This window comes from Leptolyngbya sp. AN02str, assembly GCF_050565595.1.
Taxonomy (GTDB): domain Bacteria; phylum Cyanobacteriota; class Cyanobacteriia; order Elainellales; family Elainellaceae; genus Kaiparowitsia.
Genome location: NZ_JBNXVR010000019.1, coordinates 45,101 through 70,691, shown reverse-complemented (window position 1 = coordinate 70,691; position 25,591 = coordinate 45,101). Strand labels below are relative to the sequence as shown.

Below are 25,591 nucleotides of genomic sequence, written 5' to 3'. Positions count from 1 at the left end.
GTTTGACAACCACCCTAGGGGCGCTTGGAGCATTTGAGCCGAGTGGTCATGCAGCCAAAGGCGATCGCCCCAAAACGCGAGAACTCAGGCACAATGGAACAAACCCAATCATCGCAATGCAGTACCAGCAAACAGGTGTGACAAGATTGCGAGCCAAATAGGGCAACCTAAGGCTTGCACCTTTTCATCCTCTTGTTTAACGGCCACTGTGTTTGAACGGTAAGAATCATGCCTTTAGAGACTTGTCCTAAGTGTAGCCATCGCCTGGGCCCTCCTCTAAAATCATCGGGTCGCCAGGTCTGTATGAAATGCGGGTGGTCAGATCGACCTCGGCAGGGCCAAGCGAGTGCGCCTCCCGCACCCAAACCGGAGCGGAACCTCTCGCCTGACGAAATTCAAAAGATTTTGGCTCAGGCTCAGGCTGTCGCAATGAATAATATGAAGCCAAAGCGCAAGCAGGATCCGGCCATTGCCGATAAGGTAGATTTGCCTGGCTTGACGGACGAATAGCCAACAGGCAACGGTGGGTGCATGAAACAAGGGGATGACTGAACGTCCAAATCATTTGGCAATGCCGTGGATAGGCTAGATTCTGTAGATTGGCTACTGGAACAGGCGGTGGGGGCGATCGCGCAAACCTACCAGGCCGAGTGTGCGCTCTGGTCGCATATTGATCAGCGCGCTGGCAGGGCACAAGTTCATGCAACACCAGGATTTTGGGATGAGCTTGCCGAAGGAATATCCACGTCAAATCTATCTGAACTCAGCGACGCAGAAACTTCCTCCGATTTCGAAACATCGGCCCGCCTGTTTCGACTCACGCAGTTGCCCTTGTGGCTAACAGATCAATGGCGATCGCCTCAAATGGTGCAGCTCGCATCCGGCTCGCTCATTGTTCCTGTCGTGTCTCCCGAAATTACCCTCAAGTTAGAAACGCCGGGGTGGCAGGGTTCGCTGCAGTTAGTACTGGAACTACGCCGCCCCCTACAACCTACGCCATCGATGGAATCGTCGGACGCGGCGGTTGCCCTCTTTTCCACCACCATTCAGGGCTGGACAGAGGCAGAACTACAATCCCTCAAAGCTCGGATGGCAGAGCTGGGCTTAGCCTACGGCATGGTGTACTGGCACGACAAGCTTGAGCAGTCGCGTCAACATATGGCCATGATGGGACGCATGGCCCATTTGCTCAACTCGCGACTGGTGCCCGACCTCGTAGTGCAAGAAATGTTGGCAGAACTGGGACAAGAATTTGGGAGCGATCGCGTATTGCTGCTACACCTCACCCAGCATGTGGATGTCGTAGCCGACTGGGCACGAACAGAGCCCAACGATCCAGAACCACTATCCTCCCTGGCTGGCTGGCGAGATGCCGCCGATTTATTTGTGCAGGATGGCGTGTCTTATCTATGGATTGAACCCCTAAGCGACACCACCGAAGGCTTGCGCAAGCTGCTGCATCAACTGCAAGCCTCGTCACTGCTCCTGGTTCCCCTATTTTTGCAGGCCAAGTTTTTTGGCATGGTGTGCTTGATCACAACCGATGCCGCCCACGCCTACGCATTGGAAACGGTGCAAATCGTTAGCCAAACGATGGATTATGTGGCGATCGCCCTCACTCAGCTTCAGGGCTACCAAACTCCCCTCCCCTGGCTAGACAGCAACGGAGTTCTCGCAGGCACCACGATGTATGAGAGCGATCGCGATCCTCTTACCCACTGTTTGGCCCGCGAAGCCCTCGACCGAGAACTGAAACGTCGCAGCAGCAAAGCCCTCTGGATCGACCAACCGCCTTTTAGCCTGCTCATCTGCGACATTGACTACTTTAAGCTTGTGAACGATAGCTACGGCTACCCCGTCGGCGACAGCGTGCTCAAAACCTTAGCGGCTCGGCTCCAGCACCACCTCCGCAAAGAAACCCCAATCTATCGCTACGGCGGCGAACAGTTCGTCATCCTACTCGCCGATACGTCTTTAGAGCTGGCCGTCGAGGTTGCTGAACGACTGCAACAATCAATCCGTGGCGTGTCTTTTGCAGCGCCCCATGGCTCAATTCAAATCACCACTAGCCTAGGGGTTGCCCAGCAAGACCCCAATCGCGACACCACCGCATGGGACGTATTGGAACGGGCAGAAGCCGCATTGCTAGACGCAAAACGTCACGGTCGGAATTGCGTGAAAGCTCTATAAAAAGAAGCTCTGCTGTTCATAGCCCCCTCGCCACCTGCGGAGCAATGGGAAAACAGGACTAAAATTGCGCTAATCCCTAATTTCCAAACTAAATTATCCATTTGGCAAAGTTTTGATGATTTCAGGGATGTCTTGTACAACGGCCATGGTGCGACCCAACTCACCATGATTAAAATGGCAAGGGAGTTGCATCCATCCGCCCAAGCCTCTTAGGTGGTTGAGTGGCCTAGGGCTTCGCGCGTTGTGTTTGTTCAAGATGGCAACATTCAGTGTCCATAATGTCCATCGCGCATCCACCACGGCACGTTGGGAAACGAGGCACTAGATAACGCTTCCATCCATCTTCGATCCAGCGTCAGTTCGATTCGGTTTTCTTTCCAACCCTAAGGCAAGTTGATATGGCAGATAAACTCTCTCCGGCATCGTTTGTTCAAAAGCCCATTATCTTTGGCACCGATGGTTGGCGCGGCATGATTGCTGCCGATTTTACCTTTGAGCGGGTAATGCAGGTGGCTCCCCGAGCAGCGATCGCCCTTGAGCAAATTTATGGCAACACCACGCCCAACCGCACGATCATCGTGGGTTACGATCGCCGCTTTTTGTCTCCAGAGTTTGCGCAGGTCGCAGCCGAATCGATTCGCAACGTTGGGTTTGATGTGCTGCTATCGGAGTGCTTTGCCCCCACACCCGCCTTTAGCTGGGCAGCCAAGCAAGAAAATGCCCTAGGGGCGATCGTCATTACCGCCAGCCATAATCCCGCTGCCTACTCCGGTCTTAAGATCAAAGGTGGTTTTGGCGGCTCGGTTCCGCCCGAGGTAACCAAGCACGTCGAAGCCTTGTTGGGCCAAGATCTGCCAACCGACAAAACTCCCGGTTCCCTGCAAACCTTTAATCCCTGGCACAGCTATTGCGAAGGGCTAAGCGCCAAGGTAGACGTGGGACAACTGCGCCAAGCCATTCAAGACGGCAGCCTGGTTGTGTTTGCCGATGTAATGCATGGAGCGGCGGCTAGCGGGCTGGAGCGCCTGCTAGGAACCCCCATTCACGAATTGAATGGAGAGGCAGATCCGCTGTTTGGTGGTGGCGCACCAGAGCCGCTACCCCGCTACTTGCCAGATTTACTCGCACAAATCAAAACCTACCAGCGCCAGAGCAACGAGCTGGTGGTGGGTCTGGTATTTGATGGAGACAGCGATCGCATTGCTGCAGTGGATGGGCAAGGCAATTTCCTTAGCTCTCAAGTCCTCATTCCAGTGTTGATTCAACACTTGGCGACCCATCGCGGTTTTACAGGCGAAATTGTAAAAACCATTAGCGGCTCCAACCTAATTCCCCTGGTAGCCAAACTACACAACCTATCCCTGTACGAAACGCCGATCGGCTACAAGTACATTGCCGATCGCATGTTGGAATCTCACGTCTTTTTGGGGGGCGAAGAGTCGGGCGGCATTGGCTACGGCAACCACATTCCCGAGCGCGATGCCCTGCTCTCGGCGCTGTATGTGCTGGAGGCGGTACTCATGGCGGGCAAAGACCTGAGTGAGCAATACGCCGACCTCCAACAAAAAACGGGCTTCAACTCCAGCTACGATCGCATCGATTTGCCCCTGGCTGGCATGGATGCGCGCGATCGCCTCGTTCAACAACTACAAACCAACCCTCCCAAAACCATTGCAGGTCAGGCCGTCACCGATGTTCTTTCCATTGATGGCTACAAGTTTCAACTAGCAGACCAAAGCTGGCTACTCGTGCGCTTTAGCGGCACCGAGCCCGTCCTGCGCCTCTACTCCGAAGCGGCAACCAGCGATCGCGTCCAAGAAAACCTCGCCTGGGCCAAAGACTGGGCCAGCCATATTTGAGATCACCTAACTCATCCAGTGGGCACCGCCCACCCTAGCCCCTACCCCCCTTCCCAAGTCCAAAAACCCCGCTTCGGGGGACTTCCCCCAGTTCCCCCGCTTTCTGAGGGACTCAACTCCCCCAGACCCCCCGCAAGGGGTTAACCGCTCCATGCCAACCCACCCACCGGGTTAGGGCTGGGGCGATGTACCACACGGGCGCGGATTGGGGTTTACACTCGACCCCTCCCTCCCCCTAGCTCTTCCCGACTCCCGACTCCCTATTCCCTACCCCCTCCTACCTATGCCTCGCCTTGTTGTCGCCACTGGAAACCCCGGCAAAGTTGCCGAAATGAAAGCCTACCTCACTGATCCGTCTCTGGAACTGGTGCTGAAACCAGATGAACTAGAGATTGAGGAAACCGGCAGCACGTTTCTCGAAAATGCCTGCCTCAAAGCATCTCAGGTTGCTCTTGCCGTAGGGGAATGGGCGATCGCCGATGATTCAGGCTTAGCCGTAGATGCACTGAATGGGGCACCAGGGCTGTATTCAGCACGGTATGGCAGTTCCGATGGCGATCGCATCCAGCGATTGCTGACCGAACTGGGAGACAACCCCAATCGGGCCGCTCAGTTTATTTGCGCAGTGGCGATCGCTCGTCCCGATGGCAGCATTGCCCTGCAAACCGAAGGCATTTGCCCTGGCGAAATTGCCCAGACTCCATCAGGAACGGGTGGGTTTGGGTACGATCCCATCTTTTACGTACCGGAGCATGGCATGACCTATGCCGACATGCCAGCCGAACTCAAGCACGCGATTAGCCATCGCGGTCGCGCCTTCGAAGCCGTATTGCCCCAGCTCGCCGATCTCTTGCCCAACGACTAACCTGTGCCTAGAGCAAACTGGGCAGTCCCCGTGTAGAGGAGTAAACCCTTACAAGAACCTGAGTTCTGGATAAGCTGAAGTGCCCATTTTTGTGTGCGCGACGCGCACACAAAAATGGGCTTTTCTGAGGTTTGCGCGGTGCGCAAACCTCAGAAAAGCCCTTAACCAAAACTGACGTTTACAAGAACCAGGGATTCACCCATGGCACTGGAGCGAAACCGAGGCGATCGCCAAACGTCTCAGCTCACACAACCTAGCCACAAAAACCAGGCACACAACAAAAGCCCCGCCGTAGCGGGGCTTCATGCGTATATAAATTTGAAGAATCAAGCTAATGGTTAAATCGCTTCCATATTGACTTCTCCTGTCCGGATACGAATGATCCGATCCACAGGAGTGATGAAGATCTTGCCATCACCGATTTCGCCAGTGCGAGCCGCAGAAATAATCTTTTCAACGACCATATCGACTTGATCATCTTCAACCACGATTTCAACCTTGAGCTTTTGCAAAAACTCAACTGTATACTCTGAGCCACGGTACCGCTCAGTTTGCCCTTTTTGCCGTCCAAAGCCCCGCACTTCCGAGACGGTCATTCCCACAATTCCCGCATTGACCAGGGCAATTTTTACTTCGTCTAGTTTGAAGGGGCGAATAATCGCCTCAACCTTTTTCATCTGTTACTACACTCCTCAGGGCGTTGGTTATCTTTCCGCACACCAGCATGACTCGTTCTATCACCGTCATGAGCATACTGTTTGTAGCTAGTGCTACGCGAATTTTCTCAAACCACCCTTCATTCTGTCACCCGTTGAGTTTAATCAATCGGTTTTTTTCCAAAACTTTTTAATGAAAACTCTTTTTTAGAAGGAAAACTTTGTCTATTCCTTGAGATGGATTGTGATTTCTACGGCACGTCTGTGTGGGAGTTCGCTCACAACTCTCGGCAGAATGGGAGTATGGCGATCGCCAGGTTCACGAGGACAAGTTTTTTTGAGAACTCTGACTGAGCCAGAATTCTCAAAAAACATCATCCGTTAGCGCATCCCCCAAGTAGAGATAAGTCGGTGAAAGTACCCTTTGTCCATCATTTTTTCAAACGGCTCATGAGCCATCCCAAATATCGCTGGGTTGTGCTGATTGCGGCCCTTGCCTATTTAATCAGCCCCATCGATATTTCGCCCGATGTAGTGCCCATCGTTGGCTGGATTGACGATGGCGTGTTGATTACCCTGGTAGCCGCCGGACTCAGCCAAGTGCTCCTGGAACGGCGACAGGCTATCAAAGAAGCCAAGCTTGCCCAAACCCAAGCAAACACCGCTCTGACAGACCGAACCGTCAATGTAGACGCGATCGAAGTTGACGATCGCACGGTGTAGCGCTCCACTTGTGTACCCCCTAGCCAGTGCTTCCCCCTTTGCAAACAACCACAACTACTCTGCGAAGGGGGCGATCGCACTACAATGGGGAGTGCTGAATCTGTATGCGCGATCGCCAGTTGCTATGGCCCCTGTGGATTTTTTGGATGAATTTGACGTTGTGGTGGTGGGTGCAGGACATGCCGGATGCGAGGCAGCCCTGGCATCGGCTCGTTTGGGTTGCCGCACACTGCTGCTCACCCTCAACCTGGACAAAATTGCTTGGCAACCCTGCAACCCAGCGGTCGGGGGGCCCGCAAAATCTCAGCTCACTCACGAAGTGGATGCCCTAGGGGGCGAGATTGGCAAAATGGCCGATCGCACCTATTTACAAAAGCGCATCCTCAACAACTCCCGTGGGCCTGCCGTGTGGGCCTTACGTGCACAAACCGATAAGCGCGAATACGCCGCCGTCATGAAGGCGATCGTCGAAAACCAGGAAAACCTAACCGTGCGTGAAGGCATGGTTACAGATTTGGTACTGGGCAACAACGATGAAGTGATTGGGGTAGAAACCTACTTTGGAGTAGCCTTTGGCTGCAAAGCCGTCATCCTCACCACCGGAACCTTTTTGGGTGGGCGCATTTGGGTAGGCAACAAGTCCATGGAGGCAGGTCGCGCCGGAGAATTTGCAGCGGTTGGCCTTACCGACACCCTCAACCGTTTGGGGTTTGAGACGGGTCGGCTGAAAACTGGAACACCCGCCCGAGTCGATCGCCGCTCCATCAACTTCGATATTCTGGAGCCGCAGCCGAGCGATCCCGAGGTGCGCTGGTTTAGCTTTGACCCCGAGGTATGGGTCGAGCGAGAGCCCATGAACTGCTACCTCACCCGCACCACCGCCGAAACTCACCGCATCATTCAGGAGAATTTGCATCTGTCGCCTGTTTATGGTGGCTGGGTAGATGCCAAAGGGCCGCGCTACTGCCCCAGTATCGAAGACAAGATTGTGCGCTTTGCGGATAAAGAAAGTCACCAAATTTTTCTAGAGCCAGAGGGCCGCGACACACCCGAAATTTATGTGCAGGGCTTTTCCACAGGCTTGCCCGAACCGATTCAGCTAGCCATGTTGCGATCGCTCCCAGGATTAGAGCGGTGTGCCATGCTGCGGCCTGCCTATGCCGTGGAGTACGACTATATTCCCGCCACCCAGTGCTACCCCACCCTCATGACCAAAATGGTGCAAGGGCTGTTCTGCGCGGGGCAAATTAACGGCACCACCGGATACGAGGAAGCCGCCGCCCAAGGACTGGTCGCAGGCATTAACGCGGCACGACTGGTGCGAGGGCAGGAGATGGTGGTCTTTCCGCGAGAGCAAAGCTACCTGGGTACACTAATTGACGACCTGTGTACGAAAGACTTGCGCGAACCCTACCGTATGCTCACCTCGCGATCGGAATATCGCTTATTGCTGCGATCGGACAATGCCGATCAGCGCCTCACGCCCCTCGGTCGCGACATTGGATTAATTGACGATCGCCGTTGGCATCTCTTTCAGCAAAAGCAAGCCAACATTACCGCCGAAAAAGAGCGCCTGCACAGCAACCGAATCAAAGAACATGAGCTGGTTGGCCAAGCAATTGCCGCAGAAACGCAGCAAGCCATCAAGGGTTCTATCACTCTGTCGGATTTGCTGCGGCGACCTGGCTTCCACTACCGAGACCTGATCCGGTTTGGGCTGGGCAATCCCAATTTGGCGCAGTACGAGCGCGAATCTGCCGAAATTGAAATCAAATACTCTGGCTATTTGCATCGACAACAGGCGCAGATCGACCAGGTAACGCGACAAGCCAACCGCACCCTAGCACCCGACCTGGACTATCACGCGATCGCCACCCTTTCCAAAGAAGCCCGCGAAAAGCTGTCGCAGGTGCGTCCGCTCACCATTGGGCAAGCTAGCCGCATTGGTGGAGTGAATCCATCCGACATCAACGCCCTCATTTTGTATCTAGAAATTCGGGCACGGCAAAAGGCAGAGGCCAAGGCGATTGCCGAGTCGTGAATCGACCGATGTCACCACGAGATAGAGCGAGGGGATAGGACATCCCTATATCCGCTGGAGGTTATGGCTAAACCGCTTGAAAAGACACAATTTTTGTGATCGCATTTCAAAGAGATGCGATACATTGAGGTGACAGATCGCCCAAGGGCTTGAAATCTTTCTCCACTGGCGCGATCGCCTCGGTGATGTTCACCCGAAATTGCGTTTTTAACAACCCGTCTTTCGAGATTGTTGGTGCTTATGTCTCAACCCGCCAATTCCGCTTCCACCGTGATGGATCTGTCGGATGACCTCATGGAACCATCGCCCCTGCTGGATGATGCCGACGCTGTACTGTCTGCCGAGTCGCAACGCTTTGCCGATGACGCTGCCACTCGGCTAATGGATGAATTGCTAGGCGATGTGGAGCAGGTACTAGGCGGAGGCCCACAGCTCCCAACCGAAACAGTTGATGCAGAAGAAATTCCCGCATTGTCGATTCAGGGATTGGTGCTATCGGCCTTTGGGCGATCGCCCGCCCCAACCGCAGAGGCAACTGTAGAGCCCACTGTAGAACCCGACAAAGACGATGCCGACTTGACTGCACTTAGTACCACTTCAGCACCCGAGCCAACAGTCAACAGTAGCGGTCGCGCCTTTGATCAACTTCTAATGGCACTCGCGATCGCAGCCGTAGCGGTCACGGGTGGATTGTGGTGGTGGATGCAGCATCGGGCCACGGTAACGCCTGCTCCCGCCGAGGTGAATGCAACCGCAAGCGGCGATCGCGAATTTTTGACCTACTTGCAGCGTTCGATCGAAGTGCTCGATCAGCAGAGCAAGTTGGCTCAGGCAGGCCAAAATGTTGATGATTTGCCCAACGTTTCGGTGGCCAGTGGCGCACTCAACACCCCAGCAACCGTGCTAGAGCGCGTTTACATTCCTGTCTATCAGCCACCACAGGGCACCGCTACCTTTGCCTCTCCCCCGGTCGCATCGGCTCCGCAACCAGCGCCACAGCAGTTGCCTCAGCAGCCCATCGCGGCAACCGCCACAATTCCCAACACGGCATCTTCAACCCCCTCCACTGCGGCATCTCCTGCACAGTCACCATCTCAAACGGCAGCAGTCATGCCCAGTCCTGGCCCCGTCGTTGACCATGTGCTAATCGGTATTTTGGAATTGGGCGATCGCTCAGCTGCACTGTTTGAAATTGATGGCGTTCCTTTGCGGATTCAGCTGGGCGAAAATATTGCATCAAGTGGATGGAGTCTGGTATCCGTCAGCAATGATGAAGCTGTCATTCGGCGCAATGGCGAAGTTCGGTCGATTTACTTAGGCCAAAAGTTTTAGCCCAGCAGCGGTAGACAAGTCCACCGCTTTTTAACTCCAACTCTAAATCTCTAATCACCATCGCCCCTTTCAGCAAACGAAAATCCCTGGAATGCCAGCATCGGCAGACGTTCCAGGGATTTTCATGTTAGCGACCAGCTTCAACAACCCAGCATTAGCGAGACTGCGTTGCTTCTCGATTGGCCCGATCTTCGGAACTGGCATAGGCCTGCTGAATTCCAGGCTGTGCCACAAAGCCAAAGTAGGCCGCGATCCCAGCGGTTAGGGCATGGAGCCACACATCATTCCCGTAAATAGGCACCAAACCAAACATGATGTTGGCAATGGGAATAAAACCCAACACAGCCAACAAACCATAGAACACCGCTACAAACCGAGCATAGTATCGCGAACTGTCGAGGGCGATCGCACTAAAAATACCAAAGCCACCAATCGCAATGTGCACAAAGTTGTGCAGCACGTTAATTGGAAACAGTCCCATCAAGTAGCCATATCCAACCTCGGTACCATTGGCTGCGACATAGCCAGGAATCATTTCAGGCGGAGTCACCAAACTGGGGATGAATCCCATAATTCCAATCAACAGAAAAATAACGCCCGTTGCTAGGGCAAAAATTTGTCCACCTTTCATATCTCTCTCCTTGTCCTAACGGGTTCATCATTGAACGCTTAGGCCGATCCATTACATGCTTAAGCTAGACAATCCAGCCAAAACGTAACGCCGTCTAAAGGTAGAGTGTGAGCTTTAGCCCAGATAAATGTATGCAAATCCACCTATCTAGAACGATAAGAAGCAATAAATTATTTTCAACGAACGTTTAACAAATAAGAGCGAACGTCTGTTGAGCTCGGTTCAGCAATTTTTGGGAAACTCAACTCATTCAGAGTAATAAAAATAACCATCCGCAACCGGACACTGCGTGCGATCGCAAAACCTTTTTCCGCTCCATTCCTCAACAGATAAAGTACAAACCCAGCTTTTCTAACCCAACTCAGCCAAAGAAACCAGCAGATTACCCTGATAGGGCATATTAGCCACCGTAAGAGAGGGAAGAGCTTCAACCATTCGCAATCAAATGGGAATCAGGCTGCTCACAAACCGTTGTAGCTGCAAGACCAAACTAGCCCCAACGAGGTTCTTGCCCGTTTTTTGATTCTGGCTACAACTCAATTGTTTTTGATCAGAGTCTATATAAATACTCTGCAAAAAAGAACCTGTTGCCAACCATCGAAATTGGTCATTCAGGGGAAATTGATCTGGTTTGGAGTCCGTCGTTGGAAGACTCTCAAGTTGTTTTACATCGGGGGAAATGCAAGTGGTAACCGACAACAATATTGACGTGCCGAACTTCAATGATGACGACGTGCTGTCATTTCACGATGGCACAGTGCGATTTGCAAAATTTAAGCAGGCGCTCGATATTGCGTTGAGTTCTAAAGTGCCAGATGCACTGGCGGATTCGCTCAGTACCCAAAAGCTGCATCTCAGCTCAGAACGGCAATTTCGGGTAAGCGGCGCTTGGACCGTGCGCGATCGCCGCTGGTTTCAAGACGGAATTGACTGTGAGACTCTGCGTTTAAGTGCACCCCAATGGCAAAAAGGCAAAATTCGACTGCGCGTTGTAGTGGAATTTGTTCCCGATAATGACTTAGACAATCCCTTTGAGATCCTTGGAGATGCCGAACATTTGCGGCATCATCCCGGCTCTACGAATGGCACCCATGGCACCAACGGTAGCAATGGCACAAGCGGCAGTCATGGCACCAACGGCAGCAATGGGGTTTATCTCAATCTCAACAACGTGCACTAGGGGCTGCCATCCATGCAAGCTGGCCCTGAGGTAGTCAATTCTTAGGCAACAGCAGCCTCTAGACTGGCCTCTAGACTGAATACGGGCCAACCAATCGCAAGCAAGCCATACTGTTTAAAAATTTCAACTCTATCTTTCAAGTCAATTCCAGTCAGGATGTACCGCCCATCCTTAAATCATTGGCGTTTAACGCCCGGTATCAGCGGCGCGCACGAATCTTTGAGGATGAAAGACTAGCTGATTTGCGCGTCCGCTGCACGCCGTTGTTATGCCGCTCATGCCAAGGATAACTCAACTCTGATTTGGGGATTAACCGTTACCCTCACCACGACCGGCACCAAGCTCCTATCTTCATCCCCGATGGTGTAGCCGAACAGCCCCTCAAATTCTAAACACTCCCTCCCGTTCTTCTCGGCCAAGTACCGAGCGCTGGGGCAGGACATGATTTGCGCATGAAACAGCGGCGACTCCAAGCCCTCTTTGTAAATCTCAACGCAGATGTCTGCCTCATACTGGAACACGGCAAGCTCCAGCCGCAAGCCATCTTTTGCCACCCGGAAAAGATGCGATGTCCCGTCCTCTTCGATTTCGGGAAGGACTTCGAGACACTCAATAAACTCGTGCTGATTCCACTTCAACATACGATAGGCTAGGCGGCATAACAAAACAATAAATATGTTTCTTTTTTGGTCAGCCTGCTGTGCCAAAAAGTGAGCGATATGTTGCTTCGCCTAGCCCGCAGGTTGAGCTGGAGGAACTTGCATGGGCAAAAGTTGCGAAGCTCAAATGCGGTTCTGTCATTGTGAACTTGCACTGGCTCACATATTCTGCATCTACTTGTGGCATTCTGGATCATGCATTGGTTTCGCCACATACTTTTTGTAGAGAGCATTTGCAGACAGGCAGGACGAAGTAATGGATAACAAGTTAATGCTGATGATTCCCGGACCGACACCGGTTCCGGAACAGGTTCTTTTGGCGATGGCCAAGCACCCCATTGGGCACCGCAGTGGGGAGTTCAGCAAAATCATGGCTGAGGTGACCGAAGGCTTAAAATGGCTGCACCAAACTCAGGATGATGTGCTGATCTTGGCATCTAGCGGCACTGGCGCAATGGAAGCAGGCATTATCAACTTTTTGAGTGCAGGCGATCGCGTATTGGTTGGTTGCAACGGTAAGTTTGGCGATCGCTGGGCCAAAGTGGCTCAGGCCTACAGCCTAAATGTCGAAAAAATCACCGCTGAGTGGGGCAAAGCGCTGGATGCGGAGGAGTTTCGCACCAAGCTAGAAGCCGATACCAACAAAGAAATTAAAGCCGTTATCGTCACCCATAGCGAAACCTCGACGGGTGTCCTCAACGACCTAAAAACCATTAGCGGCTATGTCAAAGCCCATGGTGCGCTCATGATTGTGGACGCAGTGACCAGCCTAGGAGCAACCAGCGTGCCGATGGATGAGTGGGGTCTGGATGTGATTGCCTCTGGTTCGCAAAAGGGCTTTATGCTGCCGCCTGGTCTAGGATTTGTTGCCGTTAGCCAAAAGGCATGGGCAGCTTACAAAACTGCGACGCTGCCCAAGTTCTATCTAGATCTCGGCAAGTACAAGAAGTCAGCAGATCAAAATAGCAACCCCTTTACTCCGCCTGTCACCCTGTTCTACGGGCTGCAAGCTGCACTCAAGATGATGCAGAACGAGGGATTGGAGAACATTTTTGCACGCCACCATCGCCAAATGAATGCGACCCGTGCGGCCATGCGGGCTATGGGACTTCCCCTATTTGCGGCGGATGGTGCAGCCAGCCCTGCCATTACGGCGGTGGCCCCTGCTGGGGTAGACGCAGAGCAAATTCGCTCCATTATGAAAAAGCGCTACGACATTTTGTTGGCGGGCGGGCAAGATCATCTCAAAGGCCAAATTTTCCGCATTGGTCACTTGGGCTTTGTGTGCGATCGCGACATTTTGACGGCCCTCAGTGGCTTAGAAGCCACCCTACAAGAGTTAGGATTTGACAGCTTCAATCCTGGGGCTGGCGTTAGCGCAGCCGCCAAAGTGTTGACGGCCTAGCTTGTGCTTGTTTAGCTCGTATGATTACCCAAATCCGGTAATTACCCAAATCCTTGGGAACGTGAGAATCGCTGCATGGCTGAGCTGTGCAGCGATTTTTTTCGGATCGTCGATTGGACAGGGCGAAGGTTACACTAGCGCGAAGAGTACTCAGACTAGGCACCCACCCCGCCAAGCGCACCTCGTATTGCCCAAACAAATCGCACTCAACGGATAGAAATAGACGAGTGCCACCAGTGGGTTCACCGAGGCGATCGCCATCATGGCTGACTCGACGATCCATCTTGAGGTGGCTTATCGTTGATCGCAGTCCGTCCAGGTTTTCGGGAACAACTTTGTAGAAACCTGCGTTAATGCAACAGTTAGTCTCTAAAATTGAGTTGTTTTGGGTTGAACCGCCTCGGTCATCCATGCAGCAGGTCGCGTTTGCCAGCCGTCTTTACGCGTTTGGTAACATGGCCTCTGCACACCAAAATCATTCGAACTGAACCAGTTAGAGACGGGTCGTTGGCCAAGACTACGACCCATCATCCACAGATCTGAGGATGCTGTACAACGGGCGTAAGTTTTGACCATATTGCCAGTAAGCCCCAAAGGGATAAGGTACGGAGGAAAACCATACTGTGAACATCGCTGACACATTTGCCAAAGGCGGCATTGCAATGTACCCGTTGCTCTTGCTGTCGTTCCTTTCGCTGAGCGTCATCATTGAGCGGGTTTGGTTTTGGTGGAAGATGCTAACCCGCGAACGTGAAATTTCAGGACGGGTGCTCGAAGCTGCCCGCCGCGATTGGGATGCCGCCGCCGATGTGGCCAGCCGCGCCACCGACCAGCCCATTGGCCGCTTTTTGAACTCGGCTCTGGGAATGCAAACTCCCGACCCAGAAGTTTTTAAGCTGGCCCTAGAAGCCTCTGCCGATGAGGAACTGGCCGCTATGCGCCGAGGCGACAAAATTTTGGAAGCCACGATCGCGATCGCCCCATTGTTGGGTTTGTTGGGAACGGTGCTCGGCCTGATTAGCTCTCTCAGCACCATTCGGCTGGGCGACATTGGCACCAGCGCCACTGGCGAAGTTACCCTGGGCATTTCAGAAGCGCTCATTTCGACTGCAACCGGGCTGATTGTGGCGATTATTGCCCTTGCGTTTTACCGTGTATTTCAGGGATTGTTGTCGGGGCAGGCAAAGCTGTTTCAGCAGGCGGGCAACGAGCTAGAACTGCTGTACCGTCGCGATTGGGCCATGGGCAAGCGTCCACTCAGCACCCACACATCGGGCTTCAATGCGCTTCCTGGATCTTCGGATGCCAATGTGTCTCCTGAAATTACCGAAGCAACGCCAGAATAAGGCTTCCTTTGCTACCGTTGAATTTTCCACCCTTATCCACCTATCCTGCGCGATCGCCCCATGAAAGTTCGCACCCCTATTAATTCAGAAGATGTTCGGATTGAGTTACTGCCGCTAATTGACGTGGTGTTTTGTATTCTTACGTTTTTTATCTTGGCAGCGGTTACTCTGACTCGGCAGTCGGGTATCAACGTAGATTTGCCACGGGCACAATCTGGCGTTACGCAAATGCGCGAAATGCTGATCGTGAGTGTGGATCCAGTTGGCCAAGTCTTTATCGAAAAAGAGCCCGTTTTAGAAGAGCAACTCCGGCAAGAGCTGGTCAACTTTCGTACGGTCAATCCCGATGGGGTTATGGTGCTGTATGCATCGCGCCTAGCCAGCTATAACGACGTGGTGCGCGTTTTGGATACGTTGCGCTCGGTTGGGGGCGATCGCGTTGCCTTGGCAACTCTGCCCGAAAGCGGTGCATTGGAGGCATTACCCTCCCCAACCTTTGACCTGAATGATCCGAACAGCCTCACACCCGGCCCCGATGGCTTGCTTACGCCCAACCCTCAATCGTTACCTGGCTTTGACCAGCCCACAGGTAACCCTCGTTCGGTTCCGGTTCAACCCCTACCCGGCTCTGGTGCCAATAGCCCCAGCGGCAATTCCCCCTCGGGCCTTACAACGCCCAATGGCAGCAATCAGCCATCGGGCGCAACCGATGCGGGTGATATTTAGGTGATATTTAACCAACGTTATTGAAGGCGCTTGCAGGCTTGACTTGGGGCGGCGATCGCGAAGGGCGAGTCGATTGCCGTAAGATGAAGAATGTTAGTGCTTTGATGCCAAGTGCGCGTTGACTAGGTGCCTAACTTGGGTTTTGCCGCTTCTGATGGCGGCTGACGACGCACTCGCAGATAAGCTCCCCATTTCATCGTTCAACTCTTTATCTGACCTCGTTCTTACATCGCAGCCCATAGTATTCGTCCATGAACATTACTGAGTTTTTTGAACAAAGCGCTGGCAAGTGGTTCTCGCAGCGCACCAGCCACCACCTCGCCTTCAAACAAGCTGAAAGCGGCAAATCAGATATTCGTATTGAGATGATTGACAAAGACGATCCCGAAGTCGTCAAGCTGTGTGAACAGTACGAGATGGATCCGGCACTAGCGCTCTGCGGGGCACGGGTGACCTGGGACGGCACCATGGAATGGGATGAAGAAAAGCACAGTGGCACCGCCGTACTAGTCCCCATCGCCGATGAAAACAATCCTAACCAGGGTAAACTGCTGCGCGATATGGGCTATGCCGAAAAAGCCCCTGTGGCGGGCCGCTATGTCATGGGCGACGATGGCGCACTGACGCTTATTACCGAATACGACACCATGTATTCCGAAGAAAGGCTCTGGTTTGCGAGCCCAAACCTGCGTTTGCGCTCCAGTATTTTGAAGCGGTTTGGTGGTTTTAGCATGGCCACTTTCTGTTCCGAAATCCGCATGGGTGGGGCCAAGTAGCCTCTAGCGTGCAGTTCAGCAGCTTTCAGCAGCTTTCAGAAGCCATTAGCAGCCTCGATAGAGTTGCGCGATCGCGCTTATCTCCCATTCATCCCTTAGTGTCCCGTAGGTTGGCCTACGGGATTTTTGTTAGACCTGGCGTTTGGTTAGAAAAGGAAAGCCCCAATTTTCTGCTACCTGGCGGTTCCACGCATTAGGCTTGCGCGAGGTTATTGCCAGATTGGTGAACCCGTTTATTGCTTTGGGCACCTTTACCAACCCAAGACCTCTCCAAAAATCGGTAATGGTCTAGACATGTGAAACACAACCCAAAAATCCAATCATCCATCCGCGCATTGAGCGCTATATGATGAGTTGTTGGGATGAGCTTAATATTTCGCTATATGACAGCAGTAGACGACAAGACCGTTGTTCGAGAGTATTTCAACGCCACCGGGTTCGATCGCTGGCGGCGTATTTATGGGGATGGCGAGGTCAACAAAGTTCAGCTCGACATTCGCAAAGGCCATCAGCAAACGGTCGATACCGTCCTGAGCTGGTTGCATGCTGATGATAATTTGTCGGGCCTAACCATTTGCGATGCGGGTTGTGGCGTCGGTAGCCTGAGCATTCCACTGGCAGAAGCAGGAGCCACCGTTTATTCCAGCGATATTTCCGAAAAGATGGTGGGCGAGGCGCGCGATCGCGCTGCGGCAACCCTCGGTCAGCAAACCAACCCCACCTTCGAAGTCAAGGACTTGGAAACTCTGAGCGGTCGCTACCATACCGTCATTTGCTTGGATGTGTTGATTCACTATCCCCAAGACAAAGCGGCCGAAATGATTCAACATCTCAGCTCGTTGGCTGAGTCGCGCCTGATTCTGAGCTTTGCTCCCAAAACGCTGGGCTACAGCTTGCTGAAGAAAATTGGGGATTTCTTTCCTGGCCCCAGTAAGGCTACTCGCGCCTATTTGCACCGAGAAGCCGATGTACTAAAGGCGTTGGAAGCCGGCGGTTGGAAGCTACAGCGCAACGACATGATCAAGACTCGTTTTTACTTTGCTCGTTTGTTGGAATTAACAAAGTAAGTCCGCAAGGTCAACTCAGTTCAGGGCTTGCATAAGTCCACCATCGTCTCGCTCTCGAGGGTTTGTGTTGTGAGTGGGGTGCTGAGCATTTCACTCGCAACATAAATGTGTCAGTCCTGGTGGAGCATGGAGCGCGATCGCGCTGGGATAACAAGCCGATCGCGCTTTTGGATGGCCCTATCGTCACCGGGGTTGATGGATAACGTTAGTCGCGGTTTCGTAAATGAGACCTGCAAACTGCGATCGCACGCATGTTGAACGGATATTGAATGGTATTCTTCAACTCAGAGAGCGAATTTTCCCAATGTTGAATTGTCATCGCCTGCGGGAATTCTGAAGATCGAATTCGTTGCTATGCTTTAGCGAGCGCTTCTGAGGCACACGGAACCTATGAGACTTCTCCGGCGCATTATATCGAACACATGTTTGGGGATTGGCGGCACGTGCCTTATCCTTACGTTGGTGCTGGCTTCCGAGGCTTTACTGCGCAACCAAACTCCTGCCGATAAGAAGGAATCAACCGATGCAGCGTTGGGATTTTTAATCATTGGGGTGCCGGGTTCCCTCCTGGGCGGATGGCTGGCCTATGGGCTACGGCAAGATACCCAAAAGCAGGAGCGCGATCGCCTGATGCAAATTTTCTATCAGCTGGTTCAGCAACAGCAGGGCGTTTTGAGTGTGATGGATTTTGCGATCGCATCTGGGCTGAGTGGCGACCAGGCCAAAGCTTACTTAGACGAGCAAGCCAACGAATTCACCGCTAATTTTCAAACTGGAGAAGATGCCACGGTTTATTATCGCTTTCCCACTGGGGCAGCCAATCTAACCGCATCTTTCAATCAAAATCCGCAATCCGAGCCGATATCGGATCAGATTGCGGATTCGATTTAGCCTGCGTTTAACGACCCGCGTTTTAACAGGGGAAGGCGATCGCTCCATCGCCCCACTGGCTGGCTAGCTCAGGCCGTGCCGACCAATGCTTAGGCACCTACAGCAGCAAGAATATCCGCCGCATGAGTTTCGGTATTCACACTGTCGTACACATGGGTGATCGTGCCGCTGCCATCAATGACATAGGTCACGCGAGTTGCATAGCGGAAGCCATTCTTTTCACCCAGGACATCATAGGCAGTGGCGATCGCACCATCTGTATCGGCCAGCAAAGGAAACGGCAGATTGAACTTGGTTGTAAAGGCTTGGTGCGAGGCTTCGTCATCTAGGCTTACGCCCAGCACCGCAATATCTTTGCCCTGGTAGGCCGCGTAAGAATCGCGGAAGCTGCATGCTTCTTTGGTGCAACCGGGCGTGTCATCTTTGGGATAGAAGTAAAGCACAACAGTTTTGCCTGCAAAGTCGGCCAGGGAAACCGAATTGCCGTGGGTATCTTTCACGGTAAAGTTGGGGGCTTGGGTACCAACAGAAAGCGGCATGATCGCTCATTCCTTCTAAATAAAGGTCCGTTACAGATTGTATAGCGCTTTGCATAGCGCTCGATGTGTAGGTGAGTGGCTAGCTTGGAAACCTTGAAGCGTGATGGTTGCTCAAGCGCCTATCTTCCTCACTCTGGCGATCGCGCTGGGTCGTTATGGCGATCGCCAGCATCGTTAGGACAGACACAGTTTTGAGGACAGCAAAGCCGCTCTCAAAACTGTCCTGATGAAAATGGCGATCGCGCTGGGTCGTTATCCAATGCGTTTCCACACCTTCACCGTTTCATCCCAACTGCCACTAATGATCGTTTGGCTATCGGGAGCAAAGGCCAGAGACCAGATCCAACTGCGATGTCCGGTCAAGGTGGCGAGGCAATTGCCCGTGGGCATGTGCCAGATCCGTACCGTTTTGTCGTGGCTGCCCGAAGCCAGCGTCGTTCCATCGGGGCTAAAGGCCAGCGTATTCACGGCTCCCGCATGGGCGGTGAACTGGTGCACTAAACGACCACTCTTGAGGCGATAGATCCGAATGGTGCAATCGGCGCTGCCACTGGCCACATAGTTTCCGCAGGGGCTGATCGCCAACGCCAACACTTCGGCCGTGTTGCCCCTCAAGTACGGCAACCCCTGGCGCGACTGCCACAGCCAACGGCCCAACGATGCATCGCGGCTACCCGACACCAGCAGGGTGCCATCGGGGCTAAAGGCCAACGCCACCACCCAATGCTGATGTTTTTGAATGGATTGCAGAGGCTGCTGGGTGGCCATATCCCAAAGCTGAATGGATTTGTCTTGTCCTGCCGAGGCCAACGTGTACCCATCGGGGCTAAAAGCGATCGCCCGCACCCAGTCGGTATGTCCCGTCAAAATGCCCTGTAGCTGTCCCGTTTGCAGGTTCCACAAGCGTACGGTTTTGTCGTTGCTGGCACTCGCCAACAGGCGACCATTGGGACTGATGGCGATCGCCCGCACCCAGCTTGTATGGCCCCTCAGCGTGTGTAGAACTTGGCCCGTCTTAGCACACCAGATCCGCACCGTTTTGTCGCCGCTGCCGCTGGCCCACAGCTCACCATTGGGGCTAATCGCCACCGATCGCACCCACGAAGCATGCCCCACCAACGTTTGAGCCCATTGCCAGGATGGAGACGCTGCATCGACAACCAAGGAAGCCGGACTCGCCATGATAGAAGAGGTCATAGGACAAAGTGCTGGATGAGTGTCTTTTGGTTAGCCTCATCCGTTGCCCTCAGTATTCCCGATGAATCTCAAAGCTTGACGGTAGCTTAACGAAGGAGCTTAATCGAATCGAGCTGATGCAGTTGCGATCGCGCCGATTCATGCCATTCAATTGGCCGATCGCGCCACCAAGTAAGCATTCACCCGCTGTAGCAACAGCCGCGCCTGCTCAAAGGTAATGCGCTCTAGCGCGGCCTCATAGTTTAGCCAGTCATAGTTTTGAATTTCGTCTGCCTGCACCGTAACCTGGTGGGAGTTGACCAAGGCAGGAAAGTAGGTCACCGTTTTTTCCACCGTTTTGCCCCATTGGGTAAAGGTGTAGTGCTCGGTAAACGAGGTTTCGCCCCCATCCAAAACGGTGTAGTTGGTAATGCCAGTTTCTTCTTCAAATTCGCGGCAGGCCGTGGCGATCGCCGTTTCACCCGGATCGGCATGACCTTTGGGAAAGCTCCAATGGCCTGCATGGTGCTGAATCAGCAGCACTCGGTAAGCATCCCCAGTTGGCTCTCCCTCATTGGCAGGAGCCAACCAAATGGGAATCATGCCAAACGCTTCATCTCGAATTGTAGAACTCATCGCCCAAGATACCGCTTTCGCGAACCAATACACCTTACGTCTTAAACGATACATGGATGACCCAACCCAGCAAAATCATTGAGTCAACTTCACAGCATATCCATCGGTTTCCTGAGGCGGTCGGCCATCTGGTGACAACCCTAAAACAACGTGAGTTCAAAGGTCGAGGGTTCGTTCGGACGCTGTACGAATCCTCATTATTTTTCCCCGGCTTTATTTTCGCCATGGCTATGTTGCCAGCATGGAGACAAAATTCACGCTCAAAACGGGGTCAAATCTGCGATCGCCGCATTCTTAGCGTGTTTTTTTCAACGTGAGAATTAAGATAGACAAAAGGTTGCTTATTCAACCGCCGTGTTCACCTTTGCGATTTGCCGCCACGCATGACGACTGCCAACTCTCAACCGTCCACGTTCTATTCCCGCTCGACCCTTGAACGAGCTGAGCGGGCCGTACGTTGTGCTCCGTTTTTGCTGAACTTGTTTGCCACGATGCGCTGGCAAGGGGTGTCGCTGTTGGCGATCGCAGGCACCACAGGCATTCAAAACCGCTACGCGCGCCGCATCTTAAATGAGTTTGTCGCTGAGCAAGAGCTGCTGTGGCTCATGCAAGTTGGCTTGCTGCGCCGCGAAGTGGATGGCCAAGGTCTCACCGATAGTTTTCGGCTCACGCCGCTGGGTCGCCAATTGGTGCAACGATGGGAATCTGTTGGCAAGCTACCCGCTCCATCGCTAGGCGATCGTCTTGTCAATCGGCTGCTGCGGTTTTGGCGCTGGCTGCGCTGGATACAATGAGAAATTTGGTCACAAACTGTTCAAGAAGTTGGGGATGTTTCGCTGATATGAGCGATCGCCCTTTGCCCACTCACCCAGGTATCTGGACGTTATCTCAACCGCTTTAGAACCGGAAAACCCATCCACCATGCCCCATCGCCCTCGGTTTCTCGGAGGATTTGAATGAAAGCCATCATGATTGTTGGAACGACTTCCCACGCTGGGAAATCGCTTCTTACCGCTGCAATGTGTCGAATTCTGAGTCGGCGTGGATGGCAGGTCACACCGTTCAAAGCTCAAAACATGGCCAACAATGCCTACGTCACCGCCAATGGTGGCGAAATTGGGCATGCTCAGGCGGTGCAGGCTTGGGCAGCGGGCATCCCTCCCCGAGTGGAAATGAACCCCATTCTGCTAAAACCCCAGGGCGACATGACCTCGCAAGTGGTGCTCAAGGGGCGTCCCATTGGCCGCATCAGCGCTGCCGACTATTACGAACAGTTTTTTGAAACGGGCTGGCAAGCTGTAGAAGAATCGTTGAATCGGCTACGGGATGAGTTTGACGTGATCGTGTGCGAAGGAGCTGGCAGTCCTGTCGAGGTGAATATTAAACACCGAGACCTGACCAACATGCGTGTGGCCAAGTACCTCAACGCTCCAACCCTGCTGGTGGTGGACATCGATCGCGGTGGAGCATTTGCCCAGGTGGTCGGCACATTGGAGCTGCTAGACCCCGATGAGCGAGCCCTGATTAAAGGCGTGATTATCAACAAGTTTCGAGGACAGCGATCGCTCCTTCAGCCTGGAATTGAATGGCTCCAAGAGCGCACCAGAGTTCCCGTCCTCGGCGTCATTCCCTGGATTGACTCGCCCTTCCCTTCCGAAGATTCGCTTTCGCTGCTCGATCGCCCCACCCCCAACAACAACCGCGACATCACCGTTGCCGTCATTCGGCTGCCGCGCATCGCCAACTTTACCGACTTCGACCCGCTCGAAGCAGAGCCGACCGTCAACCTGCGCTACGTGGGGCTAAAGGATAATCTTGGCTATCCCGATGCCGTCATCATTCCCGGCTCCAAAACCACCATTGCCGATCTGGTTGCCATGCAAAAAACGGGCATTGCCGAAGCCATTCAAAACTATGCCCTCGCTGGTGGAACCGTGATGGGCATTTGCGGTGGCTACCAAATGATGGGCAAGCTCCTGGCCGATCCCGAAGGCATTGAAGGGCAAGAAGGCCGCTACAAAGGGCTGAGCCTCTTTCCGCTCAAAACGGTGATTACCGGGCAAAAGGTCACCCGACAGCGCCAAGCCTCGTCCAACTTTCCCCAAGAAGGCTTGCCGATTACCGGCTACGAAATTCACCAGGGCCGCAGCCATCTAGCCGAAGAAGAAGCCCCGGAAGGCGTATCCTATCAGCCCATGTTCGACGATCGCACCCTGGGCATTGTGGACTCTACCCAATCGCTGTGGGGCACCTATTTGCATGGCGTGTTCGACAACGGAGCATGGCGGCGCGCATGGCTCAACCGCTTGCGCCAGCAGCGGGGTCTCAAGTCCCTTCCCACTGGCGTTGCCAACTACCGCGAGCAGCGAGAAATGATGCTCGACAACCTCGCCGATGTTGTGGAATCCTATCTAGATCTGGGTTCGATCACTCAATATCTCGATAGCTAGTCCTGCACAACCAGTCTTCCACAAACGGTTTGCAACTGCGGGTTTGAAAGCCAGCCTAGCGGCTACTTGAGCGAAAACTGCTGGCTTAATGCTGGCAAACACGGACACGGCACCTTGTCATCCAGATTGCCGATTTTGTTCCAGCTGAAGGGCGCTTTGCGTTCAGCCGCCATCCACAGCAGCCGCTTGGCCCGAGTCATGGCAACGTACAGCAGGCGATATTCCTCCGCCAGCTTCAGGTATCCTGCCTGATGCCACGCATTCATCACGCCAGGGATCGGCAAGTTGTTGTGCGCGATCGCCCGAATTTGAGCACGAGCCACCTCCGACGGGTTGAACTCACCCAAAAACCGAGCCTGGGGTAAAATTCGAGTGCTGCCAGGAATTGACTGCTCCTGCAAGAACGGAATAAACACCGCATCCCAATCCAGGCCCTTGGCCTTGTGCATGGTAATGATGGTGAGCTGGCCAGGGCGCGTGTAGCGAGAATCGAGCGATTCCGTTTCCACTGGCTCAAATCGCTCACTGCGCACAATTTCCCCCAATACCTCCAGCATCGCAGCCATGCATTGATGGGCAGAAGTTTGCTGCGCCACCCGCGCCGAAAGCTTGTCGGCGGTGGCCAGTTCTGACTGGGTATATTGCAACGTCAGCGCCAAAAATGGAATGAGCTGATAGGCTGGCAGTTCGATTCGAGCATTCAGCAGGCTGTTGCAATAGCGCCGAGCCTGGGCTACCGACTCCGACTGCGGTGGATCAATGGGGATGGGGTAGAGAAACTGCTCTGGCTGACTGCTAATGGCATCTAAATCTTGGGTGGGCACGCGCTTGCGATCGACCAACACTCGCAGCGCGCCTTTGAGATACTCTGGCGAATGGGGCCGATCTAAAAATTGCAGCAATGCCAAAATTTCGGCGGGAATATGGGAATGGCGATCGCGCTCTCCCACCTCATAAATTGTGACGCCCATCGATTGCAGATCGACCTCCAGTTTGTGCTGCACCGGATCGCGCAACACATCCGCCACAAACTTGCCCTGCTTGTTTTCGCGCACCAGCACCGCCACCTGAGCCTCAGGATTTTGGCGAAACAGCTCGCCCGCCCGCTGTGCCATCAGCTCCACCGAGTGGTAAATATCGCGGGGATAGCGAATTTCAACTCCGTGCCCCTCTGGCTGGGGGTTGGCGTTGGGCTGGGGATCATCGGCAGAGACCGGGCGGATCAGCTGAGGCCGAAACGGCTGAGGCGGCTGCGCATGGGGTTGGTTCGGCTCTGAATTAGACAGCTGAGGAGCGCGATATCGTCGATTGACCCACGCCAGCATAAAGTTCGCCGCATCGATGATGATGGGGCTACTGCGTCCCGCCTGATCTAGCTCAGCCAGCCGGTCCTGTTGGGCGCAGCGGTGGCAAAACTCTCGAAAGAACAGTGGATCTGCCGGAGTAAATGTGGAGTTAATTGCCTGATTGGGATCGCCCACCCGCACCAAGTTCACCTGCTGCGTAGTAGGATGGGTTGCCAGCAGTTCCAGCAAGCGCGTTTGCAATGGGGACGAATCCTGCGCTTCGTCTTCAAACACGGCAAACACCTGCGACTGCCAGGACTGCCGAGCGCTCTCGTGGTCAAGCACCCGCAATGCCGCCAAAATCATGTCGTCGTAGTCGATAAAGTTACGTTTTGTCAGCAGGGTTTGGTAATGCTCATACAGCCCAGCCGCGATCGCCAACAGGTTATATCCTTCCACCTCCTGACCTTCTGCGATCGCCACGGCATCCATCTCCTGCGAGTAGCGAAGCAACACCGGGGGCAACAGCCCCGAACTTTTGGCCTCGCGAATCACCGTATTGGCTAAGTCGGGCAACACCTCGGTACGCAGAACCGATTGCCGCCGCAGCCGCTCAGTTTCCTCGCCATCAAACTGCAGCCCCTCTAGCAATTGCTGATACAAGCGAGGATTGCTGGCAATCCACTGTTCCACACTGGTGCGAATGAGTCGATGGCTTTGTCCCGGTGTCACCAGGGTCATGCGATCGCTATTCAGCCCCGATAGGTCAGGATGGCGATTGGCAATATTGAGCGCCAAGCCATGCAGGGTATACACCGCAAATCCTGTGGGAGGTAGCCCCAATCGGGTTAACTCTGTGCGAATTTTGAGCCGCAGGTTGGCCGCGGCCGATCGCGTAAACGTGACCAGCACGATCTGATCACCAGGAACCGTTTCCCCGGCCATGGCCTGTAGATAACGCCGCCCCAACAGAATGGCCGTGGCGATCGCCATTCCCGTCGATTTGCCCGCTCCAGGCACCGCCGACACCGCCAACGGTCCACCCGTCCAGTCGGCCAGCGCCTGCTGTCCCGGACGCAACCCATCCCGCAGCTGCTGGAGCTTTTGCTGGAGCGTGTGGCGATCGGTATTGGCCTGCGCAGAAGACACCATAGTTC

24 protein-coding genes are annotated in these 25,591 nt (G+C 53.8%); 16 read left to right on the top strand and 8 right to left on the bottom strand.

The features are described from left to right. Positions 1 to 303 precede the first annotated feature (303 nt). The 4 genes from ACQ4M4_RS15630 (at position 304) to rdgB (ending at position 4,914) form a co-directional block, all read left to right on the top strand. Positions 304 to 510 carry a hypothetical protein gene (locus ACQ4M4_RS15630; protein WP_430685366.1) on the top strand — a complete coding sequence of 69 codons (207 nt, stop codon included), beginning with the start codon at positions 304 to 306 and terminating at the stop codon, positions 508 to 510. Between the two features lie 66 nt (positions 511 to 576). Next, entirely contained in the window at positions 577 to 2,190 is a 1,614-nt protein-coding gene (locus ACQ4M4_RS15625; RefSeq protein ID WP_430685365.1) for a diguanylate cyclase domain-containing protein, read from the top strand. A gap of 398 nt (positions 2,191 to 2,588) precedes the next feature. Then, positions 2,589 to 4,049 (top strand): phosphoglucomutase/phosphomannomutase family protein, encoded by a 1,461-nt coding sequence (locus tag ACQ4M4_RS15620; protein ID WP_430685364.1) that lies wholly within the window; start codon positions 2,589 to 2,591, stop codon positions 4,047 to 4,049. A gap of 283 nt (positions 4,050 to 4,332) precedes the next feature. Continuing rightward, positions 4,333 to 4,914, top strand: coding sequence for an RdgB/HAM1 family non-canonical purine NTP pyrophosphatase (gene rdgB, locus ACQ4M4_RS15615; RefSeq protein WP_430685363.1), 582 nt, complete (start codon positions 4,333 to 4,335; stop codon positions 4,912 to 4,914). Between the two features lie 338 nt (positions 4,915 to 5,252). Here rdgB and ACQ4M4_RS15610 read toward each other — a convergent pair whose 3' ends face one another. Next, positions 5,253 to 5,591, bottom strand: a complete 339-nt coding sequence (locus ACQ4M4_RS15610) for a P-II family nitrogen regulator (protein WP_430685362.1) — start codon at positions 5,589 to 5,591, stop codon at positions 5,253 to 5,255. Between the two features lie 390 nt (positions 5,592 to 5,981). On the opposite strand from ACQ4M4_RS15610, the gene ACQ4M4_RS15605 reads away from it, so the two are divergent. The 3 genes from ACQ4M4_RS15605 to ACQ4M4_RS15595 all read left to right on the top strand — a co-directional run bounded on the left by ACQ4M4_RS15605 (position 5,982) and on the right by ACQ4M4_RS15595 (position 9,666). Then, entirely contained in the window at positions 5,982 to 6,293 is a 312-nt protein-coding gene (locus tag ACQ4M4_RS15605) for a YkvA family protein (RefSeq protein ID WP_430685361.1), read from the top strand. Positions 6,294 to 6,303: 10 nt separating this feature from the next. Next, entirely contained in the window at positions 6,304 to 8,334 is a 2,031-nt protein-coding gene (gene mnmG, locus ACQ4M4_RS15600; protein ID WP_430685360.1) for a tRNA uridine-5-carboxymethylaminomethyl(34) synthesis enzyme MnmG, read from the top strand. A 240-nt stretch (positions 8,335 to 8,574) separates the two neighbouring features. Continuing rightward, positions 8,575 to 9,666, top strand: a complete 1,092-nt coding sequence (locus ACQ4M4_RS15595; RefSeq protein ID WP_430685359.1) for a hypothetical protein — start codon at positions 8,575 to 8,577, stop codon at positions 9,664 to 9,666. Positions 9,667 to 9,820: 154 nt separating this feature from the next. On the opposite strand, the gene ACQ4M4_RS15590 is transcribed toward ACQ4M4_RS15595, so the two are convergent. Next, positions 9,821 to 10,297: a DUF4383 domain-containing protein gene (locus ACQ4M4_RS15590; RefSeq protein WP_430685358.1), complete on the bottom strand. Its 477-nt coding sequence runs from the start codon at positions 10,295 to 10,297 to the stop codon at positions 9,821 to 9,823. Positions 10,298 to 11,006: 709 nt separating this feature from the next. Between ACQ4M4_RS15590 and ACQ4M4_RS15585 the strand changes: the two genes are divergently transcribed. Beyond that, a complete protein-coding gene (locus tag ACQ4M4_RS15585; RefSeq protein ID WP_430685357.1) occupies positions 11,007 to 11,477 on the top strand; it encodes a KGK domain-containing protein in 471 nt (156 codons plus the stop codon). A 275-nt stretch (positions 11,478 to 11,752) separates the two neighbouring features. On the opposite strand, the gene ACQ4M4_RS15580 is transcribed toward ACQ4M4_RS15585, so the two are convergent. Further along, a complete protein-coding gene (locus ACQ4M4_RS15580; RefSeq protein WP_430685356.1) occupies positions 11,753 to 12,118 on the bottom strand; it encodes a hypothetical protein in 366 nt (121 codons plus the stop codon). A 274-nt stretch (positions 12,119 to 12,392) separates the two neighbouring features. Between ACQ4M4_RS15580 and ACQ4M4_RS15575 the strand changes: the two genes are divergently transcribed. The 6 genes from ACQ4M4_RS15575 (at position 12,393) to ACQ4M4_RS15550 (ending at position 18,347) form a co-directional block, all read left to right on the top strand. Continuing rightward, positions 12,393 to 13,541, top strand: coding sequence for a pyridoxal-phosphate-dependent aminotransferase family protein (locus tag ACQ4M4_RS15575; RefSeq protein ID WP_430685355.1), 1,149 nt, complete (start codon positions 12,393 to 12,395; stop codon positions 13,539 to 13,541). Between the two features lie 623 nt (positions 13,542 to 14,164). Continuing rightward, on the top strand, positions 14,165 to 14,887 hold the full coding sequence (locus ACQ4M4_RS15570; protein WP_430685354.1) for a MotA/TolQ/ExbB proton channel family protein: 723 nt from the start codon (positions 14,165 to 14,167) through the stop codon (positions 14,885 to 14,887). Positions 14,888 to 14,947: 60 nt separating this feature from the next. Next, complete coding sequence (locus tag ACQ4M4_RS15565) at positions 14,948 to 15,613, top strand: ExbD/TolR family protein (RefSeq protein WP_430685353.1); 666 nt, start codon at positions 14,948 to 14,950, stop codon at positions 15,611 to 15,613. A gap of 251 nt (positions 15,614 to 15,864) precedes the next feature. Continuing rightward, positions 15,865 to 16,389: a phycobiliprotein lyase gene (locus ACQ4M4_RS15560; RefSeq protein ID WP_430685352.1), complete on the top strand. Its 525-nt coding sequence runs from the start codon at positions 15,865 to 15,867 to the stop codon at positions 16,387 to 16,389. Between the two features lie 362 nt (positions 16,390 to 16,751). After that, positions 16,752 to 17,456: a magnesium protoporphyrin IX methyltransferase gene (gene bchM, locus ACQ4M4_RS15555; protein WP_430685351.1), complete on the top strand. Its 705-nt coding sequence runs from the start codon at positions 16,752 to 16,754 to the stop codon at positions 17,454 to 17,456. Positions 17,457 to 17,846: 390 nt separating this feature from the next. After that, positions 17,847 to 18,347, top strand: coding sequence for a hypothetical protein (locus tag ACQ4M4_RS15550; protein WP_430685350.1), 501 nt, complete (start codon positions 17,847 to 17,849; stop codon positions 18,345 to 18,347). 89 nt (positions 18,348 to 18,436) lie between these two features. Here ACQ4M4_RS15550 and ACQ4M4_RS15545 read toward each other — a convergent pair whose 3' ends face one another. The 4 genes from ACQ4M4_RS15545 to ACQ4M4_RS15530 form a co-directional block, all read right to left on the bottom strand. Then, positions 18,437 to 18,886: a peroxiredoxin gene (locus ACQ4M4_RS15545; RefSeq protein ID WP_430685349.1), complete on the bottom strand. Its 450-nt coding sequence runs from the start codon at positions 18,884 to 18,886 to the stop codon at positions 18,437 to 18,439. Positions 18,887 to 18,965: 79 nt separating this feature from the next. Then, a complete protein-coding gene (locus ACQ4M4_RS15540) occupies positions 18,966 to 19,157 on the bottom strand; it encodes a hypothetical protein (RefSeq protein ID WP_430685348.1) in 192 nt (63 codons plus the stop codon). Next, positions 19,139 to 20,083, bottom strand: coding sequence for a WD40 repeat domain-containing protein (locus ACQ4M4_RS15535; protein WP_430685347.1), 945 nt, complete (start codon positions 20,081 to 20,083; stop codon positions 19,139 to 19,141). The genes ACQ4M4_RS15540 and ACQ4M4_RS15535 overlap by 19 nt, the downstream gene beginning before the upstream one ends. 147 nt (positions 20,084 to 20,230) lie before the next feature. After that, positions 20,231 to 20,698, bottom strand: coding sequence for a bis(5'-nucleosyl)-tetraphosphatase (locus tag ACQ4M4_RS15530; RefSeq protein WP_430685346.1), 468 nt, complete (start codon positions 20,696 to 20,698; stop codon positions 20,231 to 20,233). A 383-nt stretch (positions 20,699 to 21,081) separates the two neighbouring features. Between ACQ4M4_RS15530 and ACQ4M4_RS15525 the strand changes: the two genes are divergently transcribed. Beyond that, on the top strand, positions 21,082 to 21,492 hold the full coding sequence (locus ACQ4M4_RS15525; protein WP_430685345.1) for an Npun_F0494 family protein: 411 nt from the start codon (positions 21,082 to 21,084) through the stop codon (positions 21,490 to 21,492). Between the two features lie 162 nt (positions 21,493 to 21,654). After that, complete coding sequence (gene cobQ, locus ACQ4M4_RS15520; RefSeq protein ID WP_430685344.1) at positions 21,655 to 23,148, top strand: cobyric acid synthase CobQ; 1,494 nt, start codon at positions 21,655 to 21,657, stop codon at positions 23,146 to 23,148. Between the two features lie 62 nt (positions 23,149 to 23,210). On the opposite strand, the gene ACQ4M4_RS15515 is transcribed toward cobQ, so the two are convergent. Then, complete coding sequence (locus tag ACQ4M4_RS15515) at positions 23,211 to 25,586, bottom strand: ATP-dependent helicase (protein WP_430685343.1); 2,376 nt, start codon at positions 25,584 to 25,586, stop codon at positions 23,211 to 23,213. Positions 25,587 to 25,591: the final 5 nt, after the last annotated feature.

Coding starts and splice junctions, on each gene's coding strand:
- ACQ4M4_RS15630 (WP_430685366.1), top strand. CDS start 304: ATGAAATGCGGGTGGTCAGATCGACCTCGGCAGGGCCAAGCGAGTGCG.
- ACQ4M4_RS15620 (WP_430685364.1), top strand. CDS start 2,589: ATGGCAGATAAACTCTCTCCGGCATCGTTTGTTCAAAAGCCCATTATC.
- rdgB (WP_430685363.1), top strand. CDS start 4,333: ATGCCTCGCCTTGTTGTCGCCACTGGAAACCCCGGCAAAGTTGCCGAA.
- ACQ4M4_RS15610 (WP_430685362.1), bottom strand. CDS start 5,591: ATGAAAAAGGTTGAGGCGATTATTCGCCCCTTCAAACTAGACGAAGTA.
- ACQ4M4_RS15595 (WP_430685359.1), top strand. CDS start 8,575: ATGTCTCAACCCGCCAATTCCGCTTCCACCGTGATGGATCTGTCGGAT.
- ACQ4M4_RS15590 (WP_430685358.1), bottom strand. CDS start 10,297: ATGAAAGGTGGACAAATTTTTGCCCTAGCAACGGGCGTTATTTTTCTG.
- ACQ4M4_RS15580 (WP_430685356.1), bottom strand. CDS start 12,118: ATGTTGAAGTGGAATCAGCACGAGTTTATTGAGTGTCTCGAAGTCCTT.
- ACQ4M4_RS15575 (WP_430685355.1), top strand. CDS start 12,393: ATGGATAACAAGTTAATGCTGATGATTCCCGGACCGACACCGGTTCCG.
- ACQ4M4_RS15565 (WP_430685353.1), top strand. CDS start 14,948: ATGAAAGTTCGCACCCCTATTAATTCAGAAGATGTTCGGATTGAGTTA.
- ACQ4M4_RS15560 (WP_430685352.1), top strand. CDS start 15,865: ATGAACATTACTGAGTTTTTTGAACAAAGCGCTGGCAAGTGGTTCTCG.
- bchM (WP_430685351.1), top strand. CDS start 16,752: ATGAGCTTAATATTTCGCTATATGACAGCAGTAGACGACAAGACCGTT.
- ACQ4M4_RS15550 (WP_430685350.1), top strand. CDS start 17,847: ATGAGACTTCTCCGGCGCATTATATCGAACACATGTTTGGGGATTGGC.
- ACQ4M4_RS15545 (WP_430685349.1), bottom strand. CDS start 18,886: ATGCCGCTTTCTGTTGGTACCCAAGCCCCCAACTTTACCGTGAAAGAT.
- ACQ4M4_RS15535 (WP_430685347.1), bottom strand. CDS start 20,083: ATGACCTCTTCTATCATGGCGAGTCCGGCTTCCTTGGTTGTCGATGCA.
- ACQ4M4_RS15530 (WP_430685346.1), bottom strand. CDS start 20,698: ATGAGTTCTACAATTCGAGATGAAGCGTTTGGCATGATTCCCATTTGG.
- ACQ4M4_RS15525 (WP_430685345.1), top strand. CDS start 21,082: ATGACGACTGCCAACTCTCAACCGTCCACGTTCTATTCCCGCTCGACC.
- cobQ (WP_430685344.1), top strand. CDS start 21,655: ATGAAAGCCATCATGATTGTTGGAACGACTTCCCACGCTGGGAAATCG.
- ACQ4M4_RS15515 (WP_430685343.1), bottom strand. CDS start 25,586: ATGGTGTCTTCTGCGCAGGCCAATACCGATCGCCACACGCTCCAGCAA.